Here is a 23,112-nt window from a genome sequence, read left to right as displayed (position 1 = left end):
ATTATTTTATGTTAAGGGACTTATTTGTAAATACAACAATTATTATTTCCTTTATTTTTGTTGGAGGTCAGCTTTTAAGAGATAAGCCGTTAAAAGAAGGATTCTCTTTTTTGCAGAAGTGTGTAATCGGTATTTTTACTGGAATATTAGGTGTACTGTTAATGCATTTTGGTGTACACATTGAAGATATTATGTTGGATTTACGTTATTTAGCCGTTATTTTGGCAATTATAGTTGGAGGTCCGGTAGCTAGTAGTATAACAGTTACTATAATTTTAATTACTCGGCTAATTTTTACTGAGTACTCTTTAGCTTCTGAATTGGCTTGCTATACAATTTTACTAAGTGGAATTGGTGTTATCTTTATTGCAAGAATACAAACTTCGATTACGTTAAAGTTAGTATGGTTACACGTATACTGCCTTTCTATTTTGATAGTACCGATGTATATATTATTTAATGATATATCTGTAGTTGTACTATATTTAATTTCAAGTATTACTACAGGTTACATAACATTCGTAAGTACAAACTATGTTTTACAATCCAATGAGTTATTTCAAAAGATGAAACAATACGCAACGATAGATGCATTGACAGGTTTAGGAAACGTAAGACAGTTTGATTTAGAGATGAATCGTCATATTAGTAATAAGAACATGAAAAATGATTCGCTTTGTTTACTACTTATAGATATTGATCACTTTAAGTATGTAAATGATACGTACGGGCATCCTGCAGGGGACGAAGTGTTAAAACAAGTAGGATGTATTTTACGAGAAACTTCACAATTTCCAGATTTGGCTTTTCGAAAGGGTGGAGAGGAGTTTGCGCTTTTGATACCGAATAAGGGATTAGCTTACGGAATTTGTATGGGCGAGCAAATTCGTACAGCTGTTGAAAGTCACCCATTTCAATTGTTAGATGGAACAAAAATAAAAATTACGGTTTCGGTAGGGGTTTCAGAGTATGAAGGGTCATCGGAGCAATTTATTCAAGCGGTGGATGATGCGTTATACTACTCGAAACGAAATGGTAGAAATAAGGTCAGCTCTGCATCTTAAAGATAAGATGACCAGAAGACATAAAGCTTATAAAAAACACTCACAGAGTCAATGTATGAACCTTGTGAGTGTTTTTTATTTACATATTAGACAAGTTCTTTTGATACAACGAATTTACGATATGCACCATGGTGAGTTGGACCTACGTATTCGTTAATTTTGAATGAGTAACGAATAGCAGCTGTGATGAATTCTTTAGCAGTTTTTACTGCTTCTTTCACAGGTTTTCCTTTTGCAAGTTCTGCTGTAATTGCAGCAGAATATGTACAACCTGCACCGTGTGTATTGGTTGTATCGATTTTTTCTGATTCTAGAAGTTCGAATGTTTCTCCATCATATAGGACGTCGATTGCAGTTTCCGTACCAAGTTTGCTTCCGCCTTTAATTAGTACGTATTTGGCACCTAAAGCGTGGATTTTCTTCGCTGCTTCTTTCATGTCCTCAAGAGAATTAATTTTCACACCGCTTAATTGGTAAGCTTCAAATAAGTTTGGCGTTACAACTAATGCCTTTGGCACAAGAACGTCACGTAAGCAATCGTTCGTTTCAGGATGTAATGCTTCATCTGCACCTTTACATACCATAACAGGGTCAACTACTACATTTTTGAAATTGTGCTTTTCGATTGTTTCTGCAACCATTTCAATAATTTCTACCGATCCAAGCATACCTGTTTTTAAAGCATCTACGCCAACACCTTCAATTGTTGTTTCTAATTGTGGTTTTAATGTAGAAGCTGGGATTGGAAATACGTTATGTGCCCAACCGTTATGTGGATCCATCGTTACGATTGTTGTAAGAGATGTCATTCCGTATACGCCAAGTTCTTGGAATGTTTTTAAATCTGCTTGTATACCAGCACCGCCACTTGTGTCAGAACCAGCGATAGTAAGTGCTTTATTTAATGTCATTATGAAAGCCCCCTCAAGTGATATAATGAAAACTATGTTTTCACCATTATATCAATGTTACGAATAAGTACAAAGTGAAAAGTAGATGATTTATTTTAAGAGCTATTTAAAATCTTGTATGCAGGAGAATGAGTATGTTTCGAGATAATCGTACAAATGAATTAGTTATATTAAAGGAAATTGCAGAAACATTAAATACATCAAATGATACGTATCATGTATTGCAAGCTGTCCTAGAGAAATTACTAAGTGTGACAGGCTTAACGACAGGATGGATTTTTCTTGCAGATGAAAATGGGAAGTATACGAAGTTGATTGATTACCAATTACCAGAGGCACTTACATATGAAAATAAACGCCCGATGTGCGAAGGTGAGTGTTGGTGTTTACGAGGTTTTGTAGATGGGAAATTAGAGAGAGCCGTTAATATTATTGAATGTAAAAGAATTAATAATGCAATTGAATATAATTGGGGAGATACGGAGGGCATTCTTCATCATGCTACGGTTCCTTTAAAAGCTGGAGGAGAAAAATTTGGGTTGTTAAATGTTGCAAGTCCAGGTAAAACACATTTTTCGGAAGAAGAATTAGTATTACTCCAATCGGTTGCTTTCCAAATTGGTACGGCTTTAAAGCGAACAAAATTATATGAAAATGAAAAAAGAAGAGCACATTATTATGTGAAATTAGAGCGTTTCATTCAAGATTTAAAAACGATTCATAAGTTTAATGTATTACCTGAAAAGGTGGTAAATCACGTAGGTGAAGTATTTCAATGGAATCAAGTAGCGCTTTTTATTAGGGAGGAAAAAGAATTATCTCTGCGAGCGTCTTACGTTCAGGAAGAGTTACAAGAGGATGTAAAAGAGGCGGCCAACAAGGCGTTAGAGCAAGATGAACCAGTTCTAATAAAACATCAAATAGGGCATAATGTGCATCTAAATCAAACTGTTATTGCTACGCCAATACATATTCAAAACCATATATTTGGTGTTTTATGTGTTAGCTTGAATAATGGAGAGTTTGATGCTAATACAATAGATGTAATTCAAGCGCTATCAAACCATGTTTCGTTAATAATAGAGAATTTGAGGTTAAACGAGCAGCGCCGTGAACTTGTACGAATGGAAGAAAGAAACCGATTAGCAAGAGATTTACATGATTCTGTTTCGCAAAAATTATTTTCATTAACCTTTATGACAAAAGGCGCCGAGGCAGTTTTAAAAGGTAAAAATGAAAAGGTAGATCAATCTTTGTATGAGATGCGTGAACTTGCACAAGGAGCTTTGAAAGAAATGAGGACATTAATTTGGCAGCTTCGTCCAGCAGGATTAGAAAAAGGATTATTGCCAGCTCTAAAGCAGTACGGTGAAAATTTGGGACTGAAAATTAGGGAGCAAGTTACGGGTGTTCGTGATTTACATCGTGTAGTAGAAGAAGCTTTATGGCGCATTGGCCAAGAAGCACTGAACAATGTAAGTAAGCATGCAGGTGTAAAAGAAGCGACGATTTATTTTACAGTGAATGAGAAAAATGTATCATTAGAAATAGTTGATCAAGGAAAGGGCTTTGTGGAAAAGAATATAAAAGAAAAGAAATCACTAGGTATGACTACGATGCGTGAAAGAGTAGAATTAGTTGGTGGAACAATTAAAATTGTAAGTAGTAATAAACGAACGAGCGTAAAAGTAAATGTACCATTATGATGTGAAAATGAGGGAAGTTTGTGAAAATAAAAGTATTGTTAGTTGATGATCATACAGTCGTTTTAAAAGGATTAGCGTTTTTCTTAAGCACACAGGAAGATTTAGATTTAGTTGGAGAAGCGAATAATGGGAAAGAAGCGTTAGTGAAAGTAGGAGAAACAAATCCTGATGTTATATTAATGGATTTATATATGCCTGAAATGGATGGTGTTGAGGCAACGGCATATATTAAAAAAGAGTATCCAAATGTGAAAGTAATTGTGTTAACTAGCTTTTCTGATCAGGCGCATGTGTTACCTGCATTAAGGGCTGGAGCAAGTGGGTATATTTTAAAAGATGTAGAACCGGATCAGCTTGTTGAGGCTATTCGAAGTGCATATAAAGGTAATATTCAATTACATCCGGATATAGCAAATGCTCTTCTCTCTCAAACATTACCTGTAGAAGAAAAGGAAGAAGAACCTTCTATTCAAGTAGATGTGCTAACAGCGAGAGAAAATGAGGTGTTGCAACTATTAGCAAAAGGGATGAGCAATAAGGAAATTGCATCTGTGTTAGTTATTACAGAAAAGACAGTTAAGGCGCATGTAAGTAGCATTTTGAGTAAATTAAATTTATCCGATCGTACACAAGCGGCGTTATATGCAGTGAAAAATGGAATTGTATAAGACAAAAGTCGTAAGACCTAGTTCGCCTTTAGAAGGTGGACTTTTTTTATGGAAAAATACGTCTATGTGAGGACGAAATTGTCTTGATATAAAGATAAAATATATTTGTAAGCAACAAAACAACAATTACAAGGGATACCTTTTTTGAAAGCATATAACAACATAAGAGTGAGTACTAGGAGGAAGAAATAATGGAAACAGTTTTATTCGTTAAAGCAAACAACCGTCCAGCGGAACAAGCAGTTAGTGTAAAATTATATGAGGCATTTTTAGCAAACTATAAAGAAGCACACCCAAATGATACAGTAGTAGAACTGGATTTATATAAAGAAGAATTACCATATGTAGGTGTAGACATGATCAATGGTACATTCAAGGCAGGTAAAGGATTTGATTTAACAGAAGAAGAGGCAAAAGCAGTAGCAGTTGCTGATAAGTATTTAAATCAATTCCTAGAAGCTGATAAAGTTGTTTTCGGCTTCCCATTATGGAACTTAACGATTCCAGCAGTGCTACACACATATATTGATTATTTAAACCGTGCTGGTAAAACGTTCAAATACACGCCAGAGGGTCCAGTTGGCCTAATCGGTGATAAGAAGATTGCATTATTAAATGCACGAGGCGGCGTATATTCAGAAGGTCCAGCAGCTGAGGTAGAAATGGCTGTTAAATATGTAGCAAGTATGATGGGCTTCTTCGGCGCAATAAACATGGAAACAGTAATTATTGAAGGACATAACCAATTCCCAGATAAAGCGGAAGAAATCATTGCTACAGGTCTTGAAGAAGCAGCTAAAGTAGCAAGTAAATTTTAATTAAAATTATAATCGTCACTCGAAAAAGCAGCATTAACATGTAAACGTTAATGCTGCTTTTTTTATATTTTTAGTTCATCAGCAAGTTTTTTTAATTGAATTCGATCTCGTATGTAATAGGTTCTTCCGTCTTTTTTTAAGTAATTTTGTTGGCAAAACTGATTTAATACATATAAAAGATGACGGTAGCTGACATTTAAATATTCCGAGGCCTCAGTATGCTTTTCTATATAACAATTATTTTGTTCTGTTAATAAAATAAAAGCAGCTAATCGATTTTCAAAAGGATAACTATAGTTTTTTGCGTAATTTTCAGTGCGAGTAATTGTCTTTTCTCCAATAAATTTGCATAAGTGCTGTAAAAACGTTGCATCTTGTAATAAAAGTTGCTGACAATCTTTAAGAGGAAGTGCCAAACAAACACAATCTTCTAGTACTTCAACGGACTTAGTAATATTTTCTACTCCTATTAATCCTAATTCCCCGATAAAAGATGGTGCTTGAATAAAATTAATTAATGAAACCTTCCCGTTTTTATGACTCATATATATTTTTGCCTTCCCAGAAATTAAGTAATAGAGATAAGGGAGAGTATTTCCTTCGCTACATATCATCTCTTTCGTTTGAAAAGAATGTAGCTCTACATATGGCAAGACATGAAATGAAAATAGGGTATGGAATTGATGGATTTGCATGTATTGATAAATTTCTTCCTCATTTTTGCTGATTTTCATATTTTCACCCCTATTTATAGTATGAGATATCTCCTATTATCTTTACAAGAAGGAATGATACGATTTATGTAAATTTGTTTTTGTAGAAAAGAGAGTGTGATGAGTTTATGAAAAAATATAAAACATTGCTATTTGATGTAGATGATACATTATTAGATTTCCAAAAGGCTGAAAAAGTGGCTTTACGGGTGCTTTTTGAAGAGAAGGGAATCCCTTTAACAGACGAGATAGAGGCTCGTTATAAAAAAATAAATAAAGGTCTTTGGGATGCTTTTGAAAAAGGGGAACTATCACGCAATGAAGTTGTAAATACACGATTCTCTCTGTTGTTTAAAGAGTATGGAGAAGAAGTAGATGGAATATTATTCGAAAATAATTACCGTAACTACTTAGAAGAAGGAAATCAACTCATGCAAGGTGCGTTTGAATTTATAAATCAAATTCAAGGGGAGTATGAGTTGTATATAGTGACAAATGGTGTTTCTAAGACGCAAGATAAACGTTTGCGTAATGCAGGGTTACATTCATTGTTTAAAGATGTTTTTGTTTCGGAAGATACAGGTTTTCAAAAGCCGATGAAAGAGTATTTTGATTATGTTTTTGAACGGATTCCTAACTTTGCACCTGAAGAAGGGCTGATTATTGGGGATTCGTTAAGCGCGGATATTAAAGGTGGATATGTAGCGGGAATTGATACTTGTTGGTTTAATCCAGAAAGGAAGTTAAATGATAGTGGGATTATACCGACATATGAAGTGCATAATTTTGAGGAGTTAGAAGCGTTATTAAAGCAGCATGTGTAATAAAAAAATAGACAGTGGAGCTTGCGTCTCCAATGTCTATTTTTGTTAATTTGTATTTTCGTTATGTTTTGGGAGTGGAAAGGCATTCCCGATAGCAGCTGCACCAAGCATTGGCAATAGTAAATTAAGCGGGAAAAACATAAGTAATAGTAATGTTATAGCTATTGGCTTTCGTAACGCATAGCTCGAAATTGCTGTCGTTACGATAGCAACGGATGCTACTGGATCTATAGGAAGAATAGATGCTATAGCGTATCCAATACTTGATCCGGAAAATATAATTGGGAATATATGTCCACCCCGCCACCCTGTGTTCAAACAAACGGCAGTAATACACAACTTTAAAATCCCTGAAAGAATTAGTATCCAAAAAGATAAATGGCTCCATTCAACAACTAACTCTTTTAATTGATGTTCCCCTGAAAATAATGTGTACGGAAGAAAAGTTCCTGCAATTCCTAATAAAATGCCACCGATAATTCCGAGTGTCAGCTTGTATTCCCTAAAAGGGTGAATTAACTTCTCTAATGTGAATTCTAACTTGAAATAAAAGAAACCAACTATAGCACCGATACTAGCAAGTGGAAGAAATGCGATCCATTCATTGAAAGAAAGTGCACCTTCCCCGAAATCAACAATAAAGGATCCACGATTATCGAGTTTACTCAGTAGTAAATAAACAGAAAAACCTGCGAAAGTAGTAGCTAAGTATACAATTGCCTTTTTTCCTTTAGAAAAAGCAGCAATTTGTTCCCCCTCATTTTCATTCGGTGCTAAATAACCGAATAATGGTGCGTTAAAAATGACACTTAAAGTAGCGCCAATTCCAATCTCGGTTAGCTCATTCATACCCTTTAAGGCAAATTTAAAGCGATCCCCTACCCATGTGCACAGTCCGCCTATAATTCCAACTAGTGCGGCTTCTGGACCAAGACTAGCTCCGAAAATCAAAACAATAATCGCTGTTAAAGTAGCCTGATGGACAAAGCGATATTCGATTCGACCAGTTTTTTTATATTCAGTCATCACTTCAGGCATAAGGCGTGGATATATACCGAAATATTTTTGTGATAGACCAACGAGGACCCCGCCAATTATTGTTACGCAAAGGGTGTAATAAGAGGGATAAGAGAGAACTTCAGGCAAGTATCTCCAAATAAAGTGGATTCCAATATTTATTGTGACTAAAAATAACCAGACTGTAGCTCCTACTATAGATCCTAGAAGAATGCCATATAGAGCAAGTATGTACTGCATATCTTTTTTATTTGTCATGTTATACCTCCGTTATGTAAATCTCAGTAGGGAAAAAGTGAAATATACTAGTGGAAAATGGATTGAATATATATAGTATCTTTTTGAGAGGACCGCCTATTCAACATATAGGCTGAATTTTAGAGAATTTGAATTTATAGGTTAAATTACTTATTTAATTTTATAGACTGATTTGAGTTTTTTAAAGGTCTTTTTTGAAATAGACTAGAATATATTTCTTTTGTTGCTTTATATGAAACTGTTAACATTTATTTTAGAACATTCAGAAAAAACTGTTTGACATTAGGAAATTATTGCTATAAAATCAACGGTAATTGCATAGTCTTATCAAGAAAAGGTGGAGGGACAGGCCCGATGAAACCTTGGCAACAGCCGTATAACGGAATTGTGCCAAATCCTGCAGGTAGTAATCCTGAGAGATAAGAAAGAGCCTTTAGAGCGTGTTTTCAAACTGCTCCTTTCTTGTTTTCAGGAAAGGGGCAGTTTTTTATTTTGTATAAAAGAAAGGAGAATGAGAGATGGGAGAATCATGGGGAAAAGGAACGATTTGTGTGCAAGGTGGCTATACGCCAAAGAATGGTGAACCACGTGTTTTACCACTTTATCAAAGCACAACGTATAAATACGATACTTCGGATGATTTAGCAGCTCTATTTAACTTAGAGGCAGAAGGATATATTTATACGCGTATTGGAAACCCTACTCTAGCCGCATTTGAGCAGAAGTTATCAGATTTAGAAGGCGGTGTAGGAGCTGTTGCAACGGCTTCTGGGCAAGCAGCTATTATGCTCGCAGTTTTAAATATTTGTAGTAGTGGGGATCATTTACTTTGCTCTTCAACTGTTTACGGGGGAACGTTTAATTTATTTGGGGTGAGTTTACGTAAGCTTGGCATTGATGTTACGTTCTTTAATCCAAATTTAACGGCAGATGAAATTACGGCACTTGCTAACGATAAGACGAAACTTATCTATGCAGAATCATTAGGAAATCCAGCGATGAATGTTTTAAATTTCAAAGAATTTTCAGCTGCCGCTAAAGAATTAGAGGTACCTTTTATCGTTGATAATACATTAGCAACTCCTTATTTATGCCAAGCGTTTGAATATGGGGCAAATATTATTGTTCATTCTACGACTAAATATATCGATGGGCATGCGAGCTCTTTAGGCGGTATTGTAATTGACGGTGGAAACTTTGATTGGACAAATGGAAAATATCCTGAGCTTGTTGAACCAGATCCAAGTTATCACGGTGTAAGTTACGTTCAAAACTTTGGTGCAGCAGCATATATTGTGAAAGCACGTGTTCAACTATTAAGAGATTATGGAAATTGTATGAGCCCATTCAATGCATATATTAGCAATATTGGCTTAGAGACTTTGCATTTACGAATGGAGCGTCATAGCGAAAATGCTCTGGCAGTTGCTAAGTGGCTTGCTAATCATGAACGTATTGAATGGGTGAATTATCCGGGATTAGATAGTAATGAAAATTACTCGTTAGCACAAAAGTATTTGAAAAAAGGTGCTAGTGGGGTTTTAACATTTGGTATTAAAGGGGGATTAGAAGCAGCAAAAGAATTTATCGCAAATGTAAAACTAGCAACTCTTGTAACGCACGTAGCTGATGCACGAACTTGCGTTATACATCCCGCTAGTACGACGCATAGACAATTAAATGCTGAAGATCAGCGTTTAGCTGGTGTTACATCTGATTTAATTCGTTTATCGGTTGGTATAGAAGATGTTTCTGATATTATTGCAGATTTGGAAGCAGCTCTAGTTGGAGGCAAAACACATGCCGATCATAATTGATAAAGATTTACCGGCTCGCAAAGTGTTGCAAAAAGAAAATATTTTTGTAATGACGAAGGAGCGAGCAGAAACACAAGATATACGCGCTTTGAAAATTGCTATATTAAATTTAATGCCAACGAAGCAAGACACAGAGGCACAATTACTTCGCTTAATTGGAAACACACCGTTGCAATTAGATGTTCATTTACTTCATATGGAATCACATCTGTCTCGTAATGTAGCGCAGGACCATTTAACGAGCTTTTATAAAACGTTTCGTGATATTGAAAATGAAAAATTTGATGGGCTCATTATTACAGGAGCACCAGTTGAAACTCTTTCTTTTGAAGAAGTAGATTATTGGGAAGAGCTTAAACGTATTATGGAGTATTCAAAAACGAATGTAACATCTACGCTCCATATTTGCTGGGGGGCACAGGCTGGTTTGTACTATCATTATGGTGTTCCAAAGTATCCCCTTAAGGAAAAAATGTTCGGTGTATTTGAACATGAGGTTTGCGAGCAACATGTGAAATTGTTACAAGGATTTGATGAATTGTTTTTTGCTCCGCATTCTCGTCATACAGAAGTACGAGAGAATGATATTAGAGAAGTGAAAGAATTAACATTGTTAGCAAACTCTGAAGAAGCAGGTGTTCACCTTGTTATTGGGCCAGAAGGAAGGCAAGTTTTTGCCCTTGGACATAGCGAATATAGTTGTGAGACGTTAAAACAAGAATACGAACGAGATCGTGACAAGGGATTAAATATTGATGTGCCAAAAAACTATTTTAAACATAATAATCCAGATGAAAAGCCGCTTGTTAGGTGGAGGAGTCATGGTAATTTATTGTTTTCTAATTGGTTGAATTATTACGTGTATCAAGAAACCCCTTATATATTGTAAAGAAAGATTGTGTAACACGTGGCAACGTTTTCCTTGTAAAGATTAACTTATATTTTTCCGAATGTTCAAAATACATTGTTTTTCAGATTTTTTACTCATATAATTTCATCTAAACACAATTTTTGAGGGGTGGACAGTACTATGAAAGAAATTCAAGTTGGGTTATTAGGTCTTGGGACAGTTGGCAGTGGTGTGGTTCGTATTATTACGGATCATCAAGAACGACTCATACACCAAGTAGGTTGTCCAGTTAAGGTAACGAAAGTATTAGTGCAAAACATTGAGAAAGAGAGAGAGGTAGAGGTACCTTCTACTCTATTAACACAAGATGCAAATGAAATTTTAGATAATCCAAATATTGATGTTGTCATCGAAGTGATGGGTGGCATTGATGATGCAAAATCATATATTTTACGAGCTTTAAAAAGTGGAAAGCATGTTGTAACTGCAAATAAAGACTTAATGGCATTACATGGAGCTGAATTATTAGCGACAGCAAAAGATAATAAGGCTGATTTATTCTATGAGGCGAGTGTGGCAGGGGGAATTCCAATTTTACGCAGTATCGTAGAAGGACTTTCTTCAGATCTTATTACGAAAGTAATGGGAATTGTAAATGGAACGACAAATTTTATTTTGACGAAAATGTCAGACGAAGGGAGAGCATATAACGACGTGTTAAAAGAAGCCCAACAACTTGGATTTGCAGAAGCAGATCCAACATCAGACGTAGAAGGTTTAGATGCAGCAAGAAAAATGACGATTTTAGCTACTCTCGGTTTCTCTACAAATGTAGAGCTTGGAGATGTGAAAGTAAAAGGGATTACCTCTATTACAGAGGAAGATATTGAATACAGTAAGAGCTTAGGTTATACAATTAAATTAATCGGTCTTGCAAAACGAGATGGTGAAAAATTGGAGGTTACAGTTGAACCAACTTTACTTCCAAATACACATCCTCTTGCGGCAGTACAAAATGAATATAACGCTGTGTATGTGTACGGTGAAGCAGTTGGAGAAACGATGTTTTATGGACCAGGCGCAGGAAGTTTACCGACAGCGACAGCTGTTGTTTCGGATTTAGTTGCTGTAATGCAAAATATTAGATTAGGGGTAACAGGAAATAGTGCTGTAGTCCCACAATATCAAAAAGTATTAAAAGAGCCAGACGAAATTGTCGTGAAAAAGTTTTTAAGACTGCATGTAAAAGACGAAATTGGTGTATTTGCAAAAATTACTTCATTGTTCTCTGAGCGTGGCGTTAGCTTTGAAAAGATTATTCAAATGCCGCTTGAAGAGAAAGGAAAGGCTGAAATTGTAATTGTAACGCATCGTGCGTCTCTTGCTGATTATGATTATATTCTACATACGTTGCAAGGGTATGAAGAAATCGATTGTTTGAAAGCGAACTATCGAATTGAAGGGGATGCTAAGTAGTATCTCTTACCATAAAACAGAAAGAGCCTATTAAGCAGCTTGCTTAATAGGCTCTTTTCTATTTAAAATCTGCGTACCAACTTGAATAAATGCTTGGATAATCCAGCCTGTTGTAAAGGATAAGATGATTGTTCCAAAATAGATAGGTCCATCTAATAAAAAGCTTAACGTTAAAAATAAAAAGGCTAATGAAATCTCTGTTCTTCTAAACGTCCATTTTTTCTTTTCAGCAACCGTTAAAACGAAAGCTTCTTGAGGCGCCGCGCAAAGGTTTGTAGAGACGTAAAGACCAATTCCAGCTCCAACGAATAGATTTCCGCAAATAAGTGTTATATATTTTGGAAGAGAGCGGATAGCGTCCATAATAGTTGTAATGGAACCAATCCAATCAACAAAAAGAGAAATAAGAACCATCGTTACAATTGTACCGATTGTAATTTGTTTTTTATTCCAAAAGAGTACGATAAGTGTAAAGGCAAAGTTAATCATGAAAATCCAAAAACCAATGCTTATCCCAAAATTTTGATATAGTGCAATAAAGAAGGAATCATAAGGACTAAGTCCAAAGGAAGTAATTGTTGTCATCATATTAATACCGATGGCAAGAATGAGTAAACCGCCAATGAAAAATATATATTCTAATTTGAATCGAAGCATAGTTGTATATCCTTTCTACATGTATTTGCTAGGAAAGGATATATTGTGGAAAGCTTACCAGGTCAAGGGAGAATTTTTGTGAGAAGGGGAAAATGAGATGACAAATATAAGAAAGATTGCTGAACTTGCTGGAGTATCTGTTTCAACTGTTTCACGTGTACTAAATAATCATCCGTACGTAAATGAACAGAAACGAAAAGAAATTTTAGCAATTATAGAAGAATTAAATTACACGCAAAACGTGAATGCAATTCATTTAGTGAAAGGAAAAACGAATGTAATTGGCGTTTTATTGCCACACGTAAATGATCAATATTATAGTGCTATTATCGAGGGGATATCAAAAGAAACAGCAAAGAATAATTATAATATGATGCTTTGCCAGACAAATTATAGCGAAGAAAGAGAACTAGAAATTTTAAATATGTTAAAAATGAAAAAGCTTGATGGGGTTATTATTTGTTCTCGGACAAATAGTAAGGAGAAGCTTGAAGAATATACGAAATTCGGCCCGATTGTTATGTGTGAAGAAATAGATTCGAAGTATATTTCAAGTGTCCATATCGATTACTACAAAGTATTTTCACGTGGGATGAAAAGTTTAATAGATGCCGGTCATACACGTATTGGATATTGTATTGGAAGAAGTAATAGCGTTAATAGCCAAAGACGAAAGAAGGCGTACGAAGATTCGCTTCAACAGAGTATCGTAACATCGTTAGAGACCTGGAAATTTGAGGGATGTTTTACAGTGGAAGATGGACGCAATGTAATTAGAGAATGGGCTCATATGTCAGTAAAACCGACGGCGTTCCTTGTATCTTGTAACCATATTGCAGCGGGGATGGTTACAGAAGCAAAAAAACAAGGATTTCGTATTCCAGAGGATATTACGATTATCGGGTGTGATGATCAAGAGGTGGCAGATATATTGGGTATAACGACGATTTCGCATTCTAGTAAAAACGTTGGAATGAAAGCGTTTGAATTATTATATGAAAAGATTAATGAAGAGAAATTAGATGTGAAGCATATAGAGTTATTACCAGAGTTAGTAGATAGAGAAACGACATAATTGAGAAGGTGTGAAAATCGCTTTTCAAAATTTCGTTTGGTATAATTATGGACAATCTATGAGGGCTAAAAGGGGTTTTGATATGAGATCAAAAGTAGTAAAAGTAATTCTACTCATTACAATTGCATCTTTCTGTTTATTTGCATATGGCTTTGTTTCAGGTGTAAATGATGTATTAAATCCGAAAGCTTCAAATTTAATTAAAAAGACCGATGTAGTGGCAAAAGAGAAAAAGAAAACGGGAACGTTACAAATCGTTAGTTTAGGTGATTCATTAACGCGTGGCGTTGGTGATAAAGAAGGAATTGGCTATGTTGGGCGAATGAAAGAGGATTTACAAAAAGATTATAAGCAAAAAATTGCATTAACAAATTTAGCAGTTAGTGGTGCAAAAATGCCCGATTTATTAAAACAAATTGAAAGTAGTGGCGCTCAATATTCAATTAAGCAAGCAGATGTAATCGTGTTAACGATTGGTGGGAATGATTTGTTCCCGGGCTGGGAATCGCTTGGGAAAATAGATTTAGAGACGTATCGTCCTGACACAGAAACGTTTCAAAATGAAGCAAAGAAAATTATAGAAGAAATTCGTAAATTAAATACAGATAGTCCGATTTTTTGGCTTGGTTTATACAATCCTTTTGAAGATGTAGAAGATTTAAAAGGGTCTTCAAACATTGTTGTGGACTGGAATGCATCTTTAGAGAAGTTAGCGCTAAACGATAAAAATGTGTATATTACACCGACATTTGATTTATTCCAAAACCGCGGGAAAGATTTATTATACTCTGATCATTTTCATCCGAATGAAGTAGGTTATACGTATATGGCAGAACGTTTAGTTCAAAATGTTGTAAGTAAATTAAAACTAGAACAAGGAGGGGTAAAATGACGACGATACTTTCCGTACGAGACTTGAAGAAGGTAATTGGAAACAAGACTCTTGTAGAGAATATTTCCTTTGATGTAAAGCAAGGAGAAGTGTTCGGGTTCCTAGGACCAAACGGTGCTGGAAAGACGACTACTATTCGAATGTTAGTCGGATTGATTAAGGCGACAGAAGGTAAGATTTCTATCGGTGGTTATTCGATTAAGGAAAATTTCAGAGAAGCGATGCGTCAAATTGGGAGTATCGTTGAAAACCCAGAGTTGTATACATATTTAACAGGATGGGAAAATTTAAAGCAATTTGCTCGTATGTTAGGTGATATATCAGATGAACGTATTATTGAAATTGCTGAAATGGTTCATTTAGATGAAAGAATTCATGACAAGGTAAAAACGTACTCACTTGGTATGAAACAACGCCTTGGAATTGCACAGGCGCTCCTTGGGAATCCTAAATTGCTTATATTAGATGAGCCAACGAATGGTTTAGATCCAGCAGGGATTAGAGAACTTAGGGAATTTATACATAAGCTTGTGAAAGAAGAAAATATGAGCGTGTTTATTTCAAGTCACTTGCTAAGTGAAGTGCAAATGATATGCGATCGCGTTGCTATTATTCATAAAGGAAAGATGATAACAGTTGCCAAGGTTGAAGAATTAATTAAAACAGCAAGTGATCGTGTAGAATGGATTGTTACACCAATTTCTAAGGCGAAAGATATGCTAGAAGCGGCCGAGGAAATAAGAGAAGTGAGTGTAAAAGGCGAGCGATTACTATGCCGCATGGATATTGCATCTATAAGTAGTTGGAATAAAAAATTTGTAGAAAATGAAATAGATGTACATAGCGTTAAGGAGCTTGTATTTACGCTAGAAGATTTATTTATTGAACTCACAAGGGGTGAGCAGCATGCGTGAATTTGCGAATCTAGTTTTAAATGAATCAGAAAAGATTTACCGTAAGAAACGTATTTTTGTTGTCATGCTTATTTTAGCAATCTTGATCCCGCTTTTTGTGTACGCGCAGTATCGTGAAATAGAAACGACACAAAAAAGACTCGGTACAACTGATTGGAAGGTTTCATTGCAACAGCAAATTGTTGATTCTCAGAACCGGTTGAACAATTCTAGGTTGCCAGAAGAATGGCGTGATTGGTTAAAGGTAAGAGTTGAGCAACAACAATATTATTTAGATCATGATATTAACCCAATGGCACCGGGTGCACCGACTTTTGTCAGAGCATTTATTGAACAAGGAATTACATTGTTTATTCCGCTTCTCGTAATGATTGTCGCTATTGATATCGTTTCAGGAGAACGAAGTGATGGGACAATGAAGATGTTACTTACGCGGCCGATTCGGCGCTGGAAAATACTCCTTAGTAAATACGTGACGATGTTATTTTTCATTTCGCTCATACTGTTTCTTGTAGGTTTGTTTGCTTACATATTATCAGGGCTTGTATTTGGATACTCGGGATGGAATTTACCTGTTTTAACAGGATTCGTCATTGATAAGGAAACGTTAAATACGAACTTTGTGCATCTTATTCCGCAGTGGCAATACATCTTAATGGCGTATGGACTAGCCTGGTTTGTTGCTATCGTTGTCGGAACTATATCATTTATGGTCTCTGTTTTAATTCGTAATACACCAGCTGGTATGGGCGTTATGCTAGCTGCATTAATTGCAGGCGGTATCTTAAGCTCGTTCGCAACATCTTGGGAAGGTGCGAAATATATTTTTAGCGTGAATTTATCATTAACGGATTATTTATCAGGAAAATTACCTGCATTACAAGGCTTATCAATGGGATTTTCTTTGATGAATTTAACTGTTTGGGCAGTTGTTTCCCTTATTATTTCGTTCTTAGTATTTACAAAACAGGATATGTTGAATTAATTAGACAGGAAGTGACAGTATGGAAAATGTTTTAAAGAATGATTGGGGACCATTATTGGCACCAGAATTTGAGAAAGAGTATTATCGTACTCTATCCAGTTTTTTGACAGAAGAGTACAGCACGCATATTGTTTATCCGAAGGTAGAAGATATTTTTAACGCTCTTCAGTATACAAGTTATGAAAATACAAAGGTTGTTATTTTAGGACAAGATCCATATCATGGACCGAATCAAGCGCATGGTTTAAGTTTTTCTGTACAACCTGATGTTAAAACACCACCATCATTGTTAAATATGTATAAAGAACTTCGAGATGAATATGGTTATGAAATCCCGAATAACGGTTATTTAGTAAAATGGGCAGAACAAGGAGTATTACTACTAAATACTGTATTAACAGTTCGTCAAGGCGAAGCAAATTCTCATAAGGGAAAAGGATGGGAGCACTTCACAGATCGTGTGATTGAACTGTTGAACGAACGTGCAAAGCCAGTTGTTTTCATATTGTGGGGGCGCCATGCGCAGGCGAAGAAGAAGTTAATTACGAATCCGAATCATCATATTATCGAATCTGTACATCCAAGCCCATTATCGGCAAGACGTGGTTTCTTTGGTAGTAAGCCATACTCTAAAGTAAATACGATTTTAGCTAATATGGGAGAAAGAGAAATTGATTGGGAAATTCCAAATTTATAAATAGAAAAGGTAGTTAACAGTCGTTAACTACCTTTTTATTATTGTTGTTCGTTCTTTAATTTTGCATCTAGTACAAAAGTACCAAATGGGATAACTGATGAAACAAATGCTCCAAGTGCCCATAAAATTGATTTACGGTGTACGATTGTTACTTGAATTACTGCAAAGATGAATAGAATAAACAGAACACCATGAGCCATACCTGTAATTTTAACAGCTGTTGCAAATCCTGCGAAATATTTCAATGGCATTGCTACAAATAATAGTAATAGGAAAGAAATACCCTCAACTAGTCCAATTGCTCTTAATCGTCCGATTGGTGTAGATAACATAAAGTAGCCTCCTTTAACGTATGCTTGTATATAGTAAATTTGTATTCTTTTTCAAAATAAAATAGTCTATTTTGTTTCATTATATACAAAAAGAAAGTTTACACTACGAGAATAGTGCAAAGTTCAAAATATAGTCACAAAAGCATGAGAATTTAAATAAAAACCTATTTGAAGTATTTGACTTCAAATAGGTTTTGTGAATGAAAATATTAAACAAGTACATCCGTTTTTAAAACGAATTTCTCTACAACTTTTGCGACACCATCATTCATATTTGTATCTGTTACGTAGTTTGCAATTTCTTTAATATCATCAGGTGCATTGCCCATTGCAACACCAAGACCAGCAAATTCAATCATTGCTTGGTCGTTATAGCTATCGCCCATTGCGATAACTTCTTCACGCTTAATGCCAAGCTTTTGAATCAGTTTGTTTAAGCTCGTTCCTTTTGTAACACCGGCTTCAGTAAATTCTAAGAAGAATGGTTTCGAACGCATCACGCTTAATTGGCCTTCTAGTTGTTTTTGCAGTTTTGCTTCTACCGTTTGTAAATGCTCTGGATTTTCTACCATCAATACTTTTACAACTGGTTGTTGTACAGATTCTTTCAGGTTATTTACTTCTACGATTGGCATACCCGTAATTTGACCTTCAATTTCAGTATAAGAGTTGTTTTTTTCAGTGATAATATCGTCGCCAATGTATGTGTGAATCCATACATTTTCTTCTTTACTAATATCATATAGACTGTGAACGATTTCAGGGGGTAACGTACTACTGAATAACTCTTCATCTGTTTTACAGTTAATAATTTTTGCGCCATTAAAGGAAAGAATGAAGCTACCGTACTCTTCTAAATGTAATTCTTTTGCAATTGTACGCATTGCGAATGTTGGACGTCCAGAAGCAAGTACAACCTTTACCCCTTGCTCTTGTGCAGTCATTAACGCTTCTTTCGTACGAGGTGAAATAGTATGGTCATCACGTAATAAAGTATCATCTAAATCTAAAACAATCATTTTATAAGTCATATAGAAAATTCCTTTCTTTAATTGAAATCAAAATACATGTTCATGAAGATGTTGAGGAATAATAGTAAGACATCAAACCTCTTTGAAAAGAAGTAGATAAATCATTATGAGTGTGTTGCTCATAATATCGGTTAATAATCATTGGGGATGGATAAAACCCCAATGATTCAAGTTTGATTTTATCGTAACAACTCTAAAGGTAGAGTGCAATAATGGAAGTTTTCCAATTTACGATATTTGTTTTGCTGTGGAACGAGAAAATAGTATTTCTAGCAAAATGGCTATTACAGATCCAAGAACGAGACCGTTACTTAAAAACGATGCTAGAAATGGTGGAAGTGTGGAATATGCTCCTGCTGGAACAAACATAACTCCGACTCCTGTGAAGATTGAAAGACCGGCTACTTTAAATAATTGTTCTTTATCCTGGACAGTTTCGTATTCTCGAAAGGCGAGGCCAATCATGCTTGCGAATACAGGATAAATAGCGGCATAACCAACTGCAACAGGGATCGCTGCAAAGAATGAAGTAATCTTTGGGAATATACTAACGACAATAATAAAGCTTGACCCTAATATAAAAGGGAGACGTTTATAAATATTAGTCGTTGCAATAAAACCTGCTGATCCAGAAATAGCGACAGGCCCAATAGCTGAAAACAGGCCGCCTAGCAATTGGTTGATTCCTGTTATAATGCCGGCTTGTTTAAAACGATCTGATGCAGCATTTTCTTCATATTTAGAGACAACCTTTTGTACAACGCGAATACTTGCTAACATATTTGTTAGAAGTAAGAGTGTAACAAATATGACCGTAATTACCATGTTCCATTCAACACGAGGCATGCCGAAAACAAATAAGGACGGAAAACGAATTATGTCTGTCACTGGTGTTATTGGATTAGATAATCCGAAGCATGCGAATAATATCCAGCCGCATATGATACTGAAAAGAACGGAATATTGTCCAATAATAGGTAGCTTCATGATGAAAAAGGATAGTAAAATAACAATGAGTGAAAGAATAAATACGTTAGGTTGTACTTCTGTATGTTTTCCATCAAGGCCAAACATTCCCTTTAAGAAGGAGCCACTGAGTTGCGCGACAAGAAGAAATAAATACGTTCCAATGACTGTCGGTGTAAAATAGCGAACGAGTTTATCAATAAGTCCAAAAACGCTAAGAATAATACAAATAATACCGCTTAATAAGAAAGCATATTGAAGAACTTTAAGTGTCTCATTGCTTGATCCAAATAATACGACGCCTAAACTTGCGTAAAGGGAGAAAATTCCCCACCAAAGGCCAGCAGGACCTTCTTGAATAGGAAGTTTATGCCCAAATATAGCTTGCAAGAGACCTGCAAAGCCTAGAACAAATAATGTTCTTTGTACGAATGCAATGGCTTCAGCGCCATCAAGACCATAACTAGTTGCGACACTAATTGGTACAATAAGGCTTCCAGCTAAAATAAATAGTGCCCATTGTAAGGCGGAAAGAAATGTCTTCATTATATCAACCTCTTTCATAGATTCCGTATCTAGTATATACGTATTTTATTTCCACTGGCAAAGATTGTAGATAGAGAAAAGAGTTGAAACACGGTATGAATGCACGTAAGCAATTATGGATAGCAGTTATATGTATGACTTTTGTTGTAATTCTAGGAACGATAGGATTTATGACAATTGAAGAGATTAGTTTGTTTCAAGCATTTTGGATGACGATGATTACTGTATTGACTGTTGGATACGGAGATGCTGTTCCTGTAACGCAAGCAGGGAAAGTATTTGCGCTCCTTATTATTCCTGTTGGTGTAGGTATTGTTACGTATGCAATTGGGGTAGTGGCAGCTATGATTATTGAAGGGAATTTATTTCATGCAGTACGGAGGAAGAAGATGGATAAACAAATAGCGCAGTTGAAAAATCATATTATAGTATGTGGTTGCGGTAGAGTGGGGCTTCAAGTTGTACATGAATTGCAAGAAAAGAACATTCCATTTGTCGTTGTTGATAAAGATGAAAGTATATTGGAGCAGGAAAAGCTTTTATTTGTACATGGAGATGCAACGGAAGATCAAGTATTACATAATGCCGGAATTTTAAAAGCAGCTGGTTTAGTTGCTATTGTTGCAAATGATGCCGAAAATGTATTTATTACATTAACAGCAAGAGGATTAAACGATACGATTAAAATTGTGGCGAGATCTGAAAAGCCAGAAACTGAAGAGAAATTAAGGCGTGCTGGTGCAAATAAGGTTATTAATCCATCTAGTATGGCAGGTATTCATATAGCAAAAGGTATTGCAAATCCATTAACCGTTCATTATATTGATACAGTGTTGTATGGAGTAGAACAGTCATTTGTCATTGAAGAAATTCTAGTTGGCAAAGATTCAATACTAGTCGGTAAATCGTTACTAGAGAGTAATGTAAGGAATCAGTTTGATGTAACGATATTAGCGATTTCAAGAAATGGGAATATTATACATAATCCAACAGGGCAGGAAAAACTACAAGAACATGATATGATAATAGTATTTGGTTCAGTAGAGAAACTGGGACAATTTGAGAAAGAATTACAAAGTACGAGGTGATAAGGAATGCAAATATCTAGTGACAAGATTTTAAATAAAATGGCGAATGAAATTGCGAAGGCAAAAAGTAGCGAAGGACAAAAGTCAAAAGAACATTTATTAGTTGTGCGTGCTTTATGCGATTTACTATTAGATGAACAGGTTGAATCTTCTACGTATAGGGAGCCGCAAATTCAATCGCAAGTAATTGGATCACAGCCTATAACAACAGTTCAACCAGTTATACCAGTTTCTGGAGAACCTGTGTATATAAAAGAAGAAGGTGCAAATGGTAATTCTTTATTTGATTTTTAAGAATTAAATCGTTTGGCTTATATGAAAAAATTGCTTATGATAAAGGTAAAAAAGGGGAATTAAGATGAAAATTTTCTTTTTACTAGGTTGTATTGCAGCGGGGCTATCTGTTGCGTTAGGGGCCTTTGGAGCACACGGTTTAGAAAATAAAATTTCTGCGAAAATGTTAGAAGTTTGGAAAACAGGCGTTACATATCAGATGTTTCATGCAGGTGGATTATTCGTAGTTGCTTTATTGATGGATAAGGTTCAATCATCACTTTTAACTACTGCTGGTTGGCTAATGGTAGCTGGGATTATTATGTTCTCAGGTAGTTTGTATGCATTAAGTACGACAGGCATTAAGTTCTTTGGCCCAATTACACCTCTTGGTGGTGTAGCGTTTATTGTGGCGTGGATTCTAGTAGGGACTGCAGTTGTAAAAGGATTATAAAAAACAAAAGCTGGCATTTGCCAGCTTTTTTTATGGTCTTGGAGTATAAGTTGCTTGTTGACTAGGTAAATACGTAATTTCTTCTGGAAATTCTACGTAATCTAAGTAGATCATTAATAGTAAATAGCGTTTTCCTGATTGCGGTTCACTAATAACGATATGGTCACGGCCGGCTGCTTCAATAATACCTGTATAAGATTGTGTACCAAGGGAACTGCCACGTTCATAAGTCATTACAACTGTAGCTTGCTTACCTTTGTTTAAACGAAGGATATTTTCAATATAGGATTGCTCTAGAGGTAACATGCCTTGAGAAATTGCATATTGAGCTTGCGCAGCTTGAGCTGTTTGTTGTTGCATTGCTTGCTGTTGTTGTTGAGTCATTTGTTGTGGTTGGACATAAGTTCCAGATGGTTGATAAAAACCTGTTCCATAGTACGGATTTTGTTGCTGTGCCATTCAAAAATCCCTCCTCATTTTCATCTCTTAATATACGCTAGGACAGTCTTCACCAGATGGTTGGAAGAAGCAGTGCTTTTTGAAGCGACCAGAGTTTTGTTGGTTATACCAAGTTGGTGGACAAGGACCTTCAGGTCTAAAGAACCATAAGGCAAAGTTAGCGGGCCAAAAACGTTGTCCTTGAATAGTTCGCCTTGCTAAGGCGATATCTTGTTCACGGGCTCTTTGATAAAAATATCCTTTTTGTGTTGCCTCAAAACCACCAGGATTTTGATACACCATTTGACGTAAATTACGAATACTTTTAAAGTCTAAACAATTTCCGCGGACACGATTTACCCCAACGTTTCCGACCATTAACATTCCTTGTTGCCCTTCTCCTTCGGCTTCAGCACGCATCAGTCTAGCTAACAACTTTACATCTGCTTCGTTATAAGCAATAACACCCATTATGTGTCACCTCTCTTTTTGTAATACCTTTTGGAAAGAGGTTTATTTCTAGATGAAGTGTGGAACAATTACTAGTTCATACGTATGAGAAAAAGGACTCAGATATGACAACCAAACGAAGTTTTACATTGAGAGAGGAAAATAAAAAAAGCTAGCGTGAGCTAGCTTTTC

25 protein-coding genes and 1 riboswitch are annotated in these 23,112 nt (G+C 35.7%); of the genes, 16 read left to right on the top strand and 9 right to left on the bottom strand.

The window, feature by feature from the left end; genetic code table 11:
• Positions 1-8: 8 nt before the first annotated feature.
• Positions 9-1,064 carry a GGDEF domain-containing protein gene (locus OXT04_RS23145; RefSeq protein ID WP_098570453.1) on the top strand — a complete coding sequence of 352 codons (1,056 nt, stop codon included), beginning with the start codon at positions 9-11 and terminating at the stop codon, positions 1,062-1,064.
• Between the two features lie 86 nt (positions 1,065-1,150).
• Here the strand turns inward: OXT04_RS23145 and pdxK are convergent, their stop codons facing one another.
• Complete coding sequence (gene pdxK / locus OXT04_RS23140) at positions 1,151-1,975, bottom strand: pyridoxine/pyridoxal/pyridoxamine kinase (protein WP_000174259.1); 825 nt, start codon at positions 1,973-1,975, stop codon at positions 1,151-1,153.
• A 134-nt stretch (positions 1,976-2,109) separates the two neighbouring features.
• On the opposite strand from pdxK, the gene OXT04_RS23135 reads away from it, so the two are divergent.
• From OXT04_RS23135 to OXT04_RS23125, 3 genes are all read left to right on the top strand, one after another.
• Complete coding sequence (locus OXT04_RS23135) at positions 2,110-3,681, top strand: GAF domain-containing sensor histidine kinase (RefSeq protein WP_098236378.1); 1,572 nt, start codon at positions 2,110-2,112, stop codon at positions 3,679-3,681.
• Positions 3,682-3,701: 20 nt separating this feature from the next.
• Complete coding sequence (locus OXT04_RS23130) at positions 3,702-4,349, top strand: response regulator (protein WP_071713913.1); 648 nt, start codon at positions 3,702-3,704, stop codon at positions 4,347-4,349.
• Positions 4,350-4,540: 191 nt separating this feature from the next.
• Entirely contained in the window at positions 4,541-5,167 is a 627-nt protein-coding gene (locus OXT04_RS23125) for an FMN-dependent NADH-azoreductase (RefSeq protein WP_098236377.1), read from the top strand.
• A gap of 62 nt (positions 5,168-5,229) precedes the next feature.
• On the opposite strand, the gene OXT04_RS23120 is transcribed toward OXT04_RS23125, so the two are convergent.
• Entirely contained in the window at positions 5,230-5,901 is a 672-nt protein-coding gene (locus tag OXT04_RS23120; protein ID WP_000703310.1) for a transcriptional regulator YeiL, read from the bottom strand.
• Positions 5,902-6,008: 107 nt separating this feature from the next.
• Between OXT04_RS23120 and OXT04_RS23115 the strand changes: the two genes are divergently transcribed.
• Positions 6,009-6,704: a YjjG family noncanonical pyrimidine nucleotidase gene (locus OXT04_RS23115; RefSeq protein WP_000760188.1), complete on the top strand. Its 696-nt coding sequence runs from the start codon at positions 6,009-6,011 to the stop codon at positions 6,702-6,704.
• A 45-nt stretch (positions 6,705-6,749) separates the two neighbouring features.
• On the opposite strand, the gene OXT04_RS23110 is transcribed toward OXT04_RS23115, so the two are convergent.
• Positions 6,750-7,979, bottom strand: coding sequence for a chloride channel protein (locus OXT04_RS23110; protein WP_267417871.1), 1,230 nt, complete (start codon positions 7,977-7,979; stop codon positions 6,750-6,752).
• A gap of 321 nt (positions 7,980-8,300) precedes the next feature.
• Positions 8,301-8,405: riboswitch (SAM riboswitch) on the top strand.
• A gap of 92 nt (positions 8,406-8,497) precedes the next feature.
• Here OXT04_RS23110 and OXT04_RS23105 point away from each other — a divergent pair.
• From OXT04_RS23105 to OXT04_RS23095, 3 genes are all read left to right on the top strand, one after another.
• Positions 8,498-9,796 (top strand): bifunctional O-acetylhomoserine aminocarboxypropyltransferase/cysteine synthase, encoded by a 1,299-nt coding sequence (locus OXT04_RS23105; protein WP_000504786.1) that lies wholly within the window; start codon positions 8,498-8,500, stop codon positions 9,794-9,796.
• Positions 9,780-10,685, top strand: a complete 906-nt coding sequence (metA, locus tag OXT04_RS23100; protein ID WP_001121531.1) for a homoserine O-acetyltransferase MetA — start codon at positions 9,780-9,782, stop codon at positions 10,683-10,685. The genes OXT04_RS23105 and metA overlap by 17 nt, the downstream gene beginning before the upstream one ends.
• A 141-nt stretch (positions 10,686-10,826) precedes the next feature.
• Positions 10,827-12,122: a homoserine dehydrogenase gene (locus tag OXT04_RS23095; RefSeq protein WP_097821992.1), complete on the top strand. Its 1,296-nt coding sequence runs from the start codon at positions 10,827-10,829 to the stop codon at positions 12,120-12,122.
• 30 nt (positions 12,123-12,152) lie between these two features.
• Here OXT04_RS23095 and OXT04_RS23090 read toward each other — a convergent pair whose 3' ends face one another.
• Positions 12,153-12,779, bottom strand: a complete 627-nt coding sequence (locus OXT04_RS23090) for a YczE/YyaS/YitT family protein (protein ID WP_000943411.1) — start codon at positions 12,777-12,779, stop codon at positions 12,153-12,155.
• Positions 12,780-12,876: 97 nt separating this feature from the next.
• Here OXT04_RS23090 and OXT04_RS23085 point away from each other — a divergent pair, with 97 nt between their 5' ends.
• The 5 genes from OXT04_RS23085 to OXT04_RS23065 are packed head-to-tail and all read left to right on the top strand — an operon-like array spanning position 12,877 to position 17,342.
• Complete coding sequence (locus OXT04_RS23085; protein WP_098570451.1) at positions 12,877-13,854, top strand: LacI family DNA-binding transcriptional regulator; 978 nt, start codon at positions 12,877-12,879, stop codon at positions 13,852-13,854.
• Between the two features lie 10 nt (positions 13,855-13,864).
• Positions 13,865-14,746: an SGNH/GDSL hydrolase family protein gene (locus tag OXT04_RS23080; RefSeq protein ID WP_002094210.1), complete on the top strand. Its 882-nt coding sequence runs from the start codon at positions 13,865-13,867 to the stop codon at positions 14,744-14,746.
• A complete protein-coding gene (locus OXT04_RS23075; RefSeq protein WP_000207730.1) occupies positions 14,743-15,660 on the top strand; it encodes an ABC transporter ATP-binding protein in 918 nt (305 codons plus the stop codon). Before OXT04_RS23080 ends, OXT04_RS23075 begins: the two co-directional genes overlap by 4 nt.
• Positions 15,653-16,645 carry an ABC transporter permease subunit gene (locus tag OXT04_RS23070; protein WP_001206475.1) on the top strand — a complete coding sequence of 331 codons (993 nt, stop codon included), beginning with the start codon at positions 15,653-15,655 and terminating at the stop codon, positions 16,643-16,645. Before OXT04_RS23075 ends, OXT04_RS23070 begins: the two co-directional genes overlap by 8 nt.
• A 19-nt stretch (positions 16,646-16,664) precedes the next feature.
• Positions 16,665-17,342 (top strand): uracil-DNA glycosylase, encoded by a 678-nt coding sequence (locus tag OXT04_RS23065; protein ID WP_072940146.1) that lies wholly within the window; start codon positions 16,665-16,667, stop codon positions 17,340-17,342.
• 38 nt (positions 17,343-17,380) lie between these two features.
• On the opposite strand, the gene OXT04_RS23060 is transcribed toward OXT04_RS23065, so the two are convergent.
• The 3 genes from OXT04_RS23060 to OXT04_RS23050 form a co-directional block, all read right to left on the bottom strand.
• Entirely contained in the window at positions 17,381-17,674 is a 294-nt protein-coding gene (locus OXT04_RS23060) for a DUF3817 domain-containing protein (protein WP_000953396.1), read from the bottom strand.
• A gap of 209 nt (positions 17,675-17,883) precedes the next feature.
• The gene (locus OXT04_RS23055; RefSeq protein ID WP_072940143.1) at positions 17,884-18,705 is read right to left on the bottom strand and encodes a Cof-type HAD-IIB family hydrolase; all 822 of its coding nucleotides are present in this window, start codon (positions 18,703-18,705) and stop codon (positions 17,884-17,886) included.
• 228 nt (positions 18,706-18,933) lie between these two features.
• The gene (locus OXT04_RS23050) at positions 18,934-20,217 is read right to left on the bottom strand and encodes a purine/pyrimidine permease (RefSeq protein WP_267417863.1); all 1,284 of its coding nucleotides are present in this window, start codon (positions 20,215-20,217) and stop codon (positions 18,934-18,936) included.
• 95 nt (positions 20,218-20,312) lie between these two features.
• Between OXT04_RS23050 and OXT04_RS23045 the strand changes: the two genes are divergently transcribed.
• The 3 genes from OXT04_RS23045 to OXT04_RS23035 all read left to right on the top strand — a co-directional run bounded on the left by OXT04_RS23045 (position 20,313) and on the right by OXT04_RS23035 (position 22,032).
• A complete protein-coding gene (locus OXT04_RS23045) occupies positions 20,313-21,305 on the top strand; it encodes a potassium channel family protein (RefSeq protein WP_000993985.1) in 993 nt (330 codons plus the stop codon).
• A 6-nt stretch (positions 21,306-21,311) separates the two neighbouring features.
• The gene (locus tag OXT04_RS23040) at positions 21,312-21,599 is read left to right on the top strand and encodes a YwdI family protein (protein ID WP_001167346.1); all 288 of its coding nucleotides are present in this window, start codon (positions 21,312-21,314) and stop codon (positions 21,597-21,599) included.
• 64 nt (positions 21,600-21,663) lie between these two features.
• Positions 21,664-22,032: a DUF423 domain-containing protein gene (locus tag OXT04_RS23035; RefSeq protein ID WP_000688315.1), complete on the top strand. Its 369-nt coding sequence runs from the start codon at positions 21,664-21,666 to the stop codon at positions 22,030-22,032.
• 30 nt (positions 22,033-22,062) lie between these two features.
• On the opposite strand, the gene gerQ is transcribed toward OXT04_RS23035, so the two are convergent.
• Both gerQ and cwlJ read right to left on the bottom strand, forming a co-directional pair.
• A complete protein-coding gene (gerQ, locus tag OXT04_RS23030) occupies positions 22,063-22,491 on the bottom strand; it encodes a spore coat protein GerQ (RefSeq protein ID WP_000068652.1) in 429 nt (142 codons plus the stop codon).
• Between the two features lie 27 nt (positions 22,492-22,518).
• Positions 22,519-22,941: a cell wall hydrolase CwlJ gene (gene cwlJ, locus OXT04_RS23025; RefSeq protein ID WP_000538155.1), complete on the bottom strand. Its 423-nt coding sequence runs from the start codon at positions 22,939-22,941 to the stop codon at positions 22,519-22,521.
• Positions 22,942-23,112: the final 171 nt, after the last annotated feature.

The sequence above is a fragment of the Bacillus sp. GC_Bacil_1 genome, from assembly GCF_026540675.1.
GTDB lineage: Bacteria > Bacillota > Bacilli > Bacillales > Bacillaceae_G > Bacillus_A > Bacillus_A cereus.
Note: the sequence above shows the minus strand (reverse complement) of the source record. Positions and strands in the feature narration are given on the sequence as shown.

Excerpts from the sequence above, each read along its gene's own strand:
- OXT04_RS23040 (WP_001167346.1), top strand. The coding sequence starts at position 21,312 with ATGCAAATATCTAGTGACAAGATTTTAAATAAAATGGCGAATGAAATT.
- OXT04_RS23145 (WP_098570453.1), top strand. The coding sequence starts at position 9 with ATGTTAAGGGACTTATTTGTAAATACAACAATTATTATTTCCTTTATT.
- gerQ (WP_000068652.1), bottom strand. The coding sequence starts at position 22,491 with ATGGCACAGCAACAAAATCCGTACTATGGAACAGGTTTTTATCAACCA.
- OXT04_RS23105 (WP_000504786.1), top strand. The coding sequence starts at position 8,498 with ATGGGAGAATCATGGGGAAAAGGAACGATTTGTGTGCAAGGTGGCTAT.
- OXT04_RS23075 (WP_000207730.1), top strand. The coding sequence starts at position 14,743 with ATGACGACGATACTTTCCGTACGAGACTTGAAGAAGGTAATTGGAAAC.
- OXT04_RS23125 (WP_098236377.1), top strand. The coding sequence starts at position 4,541 with ATGGAAACAGTTTTATTCGTTAAAGCAAACAACCGTCCAGCGGAACAA.
- OXT04_RS23110 (WP_267417871.1), bottom strand. The coding sequence starts at position 7,979 with ATGACAAATAAAAAAGATATGCAGTACATACTTGCTCTATATGGCATT.
- OXT04_RS23120 (WP_000703310.1), bottom strand. The coding sequence starts at position 5,901 with ATGAAAATCAGCAAAAATGAGGAAGAAATTTATCAATACATGCAAATC.
- OXT04_RS23060 (WP_000953396.1), bottom strand. The coding sequence starts at position 17,674 with ATGTTATCTACACCAATCGGACGATTAAGAGCAATTGGACTAGTTGAG.
- OXT04_RS23135 (WP_098236378.1), top strand. The coding sequence starts at position 2,110 with ATGTTTCGAGATAATCGTACAAATGAATTAGTTATATTAAAGGAAATT.
- OXT04_RS23065 (WP_072940146.1), top strand. The coding sequence starts at position 16,665 with ATGGAAAATGTTTTAAAGAATGATTGGGGACCATTATTGGCACCAGAA.
- OXT04_RS23115 (WP_000760188.1), top strand. The coding sequence starts at position 6,009 with ATGAAAAAATATAAAACATTGCTATTTGATGTAGATGATACATTATTA.
- OXT04_RS23035 (WP_000688315.1), top strand. The coding sequence starts at position 21,664 with ATGAAAATTTTCTTTTTACTAGGTTGTATTGCAGCGGGGCTATCTGTT.
- OXT04_RS23085 (WP_098570451.1), top strand. The coding sequence starts at position 12,877 with ATGACAAATATAAGAAAGATTGCTGAACTTGCTGGAGTATCTGTTTCA.
- cwlJ (WP_000538155.1), bottom strand. The coding sequence starts at position 22,941 with ATGGGTGTTATTGCTTATAACGAAGCAGATGTAAAGTTGTTAGCTAGA.
- OXT04_RS23055 (WP_072940143.1), bottom strand. The coding sequence starts at position 18,705 with ATGACTTATAAAATGATTGTTTTAGATTTAGATGATACTTTATTACGT.
- OXT04_RS23070 (WP_001206475.1), top strand. The coding sequence starts at position 15,653 with ATGCGTGAATTTGCGAATCTAGTTTTAAATGAATCAGAAAAGATTTAC.
- OXT04_RS23045 (WP_000993985.1), top strand. The coding sequence starts at position 20,313 with ATGAATGCACGTAAGCAATTATGGATAGCAGTTATATGTATGACTTTT.
- OXT04_RS23050 (WP_267417863.1), bottom strand. The coding sequence starts at position 20,217 with ATGAAGACATTTCTTTCCGCCTTACAATGGGCACTATTTATTTTAGCT.
- pdxK (WP_000174259.1), bottom strand. The coding sequence starts at position 1,975 with ATGACATTAAATAAAGCACTTACTATCGCTGGTTCTGACACAAGTGGC.
- metA (WP_001121531.1), top strand. The coding sequence starts at position 9,780 with ATGCCGATCATAATTGATAAAGATTTACCGGCTCGCAAAGTGTTGCAA.
- OXT04_RS23090 (WP_000943411.1), bottom strand. The coding sequence starts at position 12,779 with ATGCTTCGATTCAAATTAGAATATATATTTTTCATTGGCGGTTTACTC.
- OXT04_RS23095 (WP_097821992.1), top strand. The coding sequence starts at position 10,827 with ATGAAAGAAATTCAAGTTGGGTTATTAGGTCTTGGGACAGTTGGCAGT.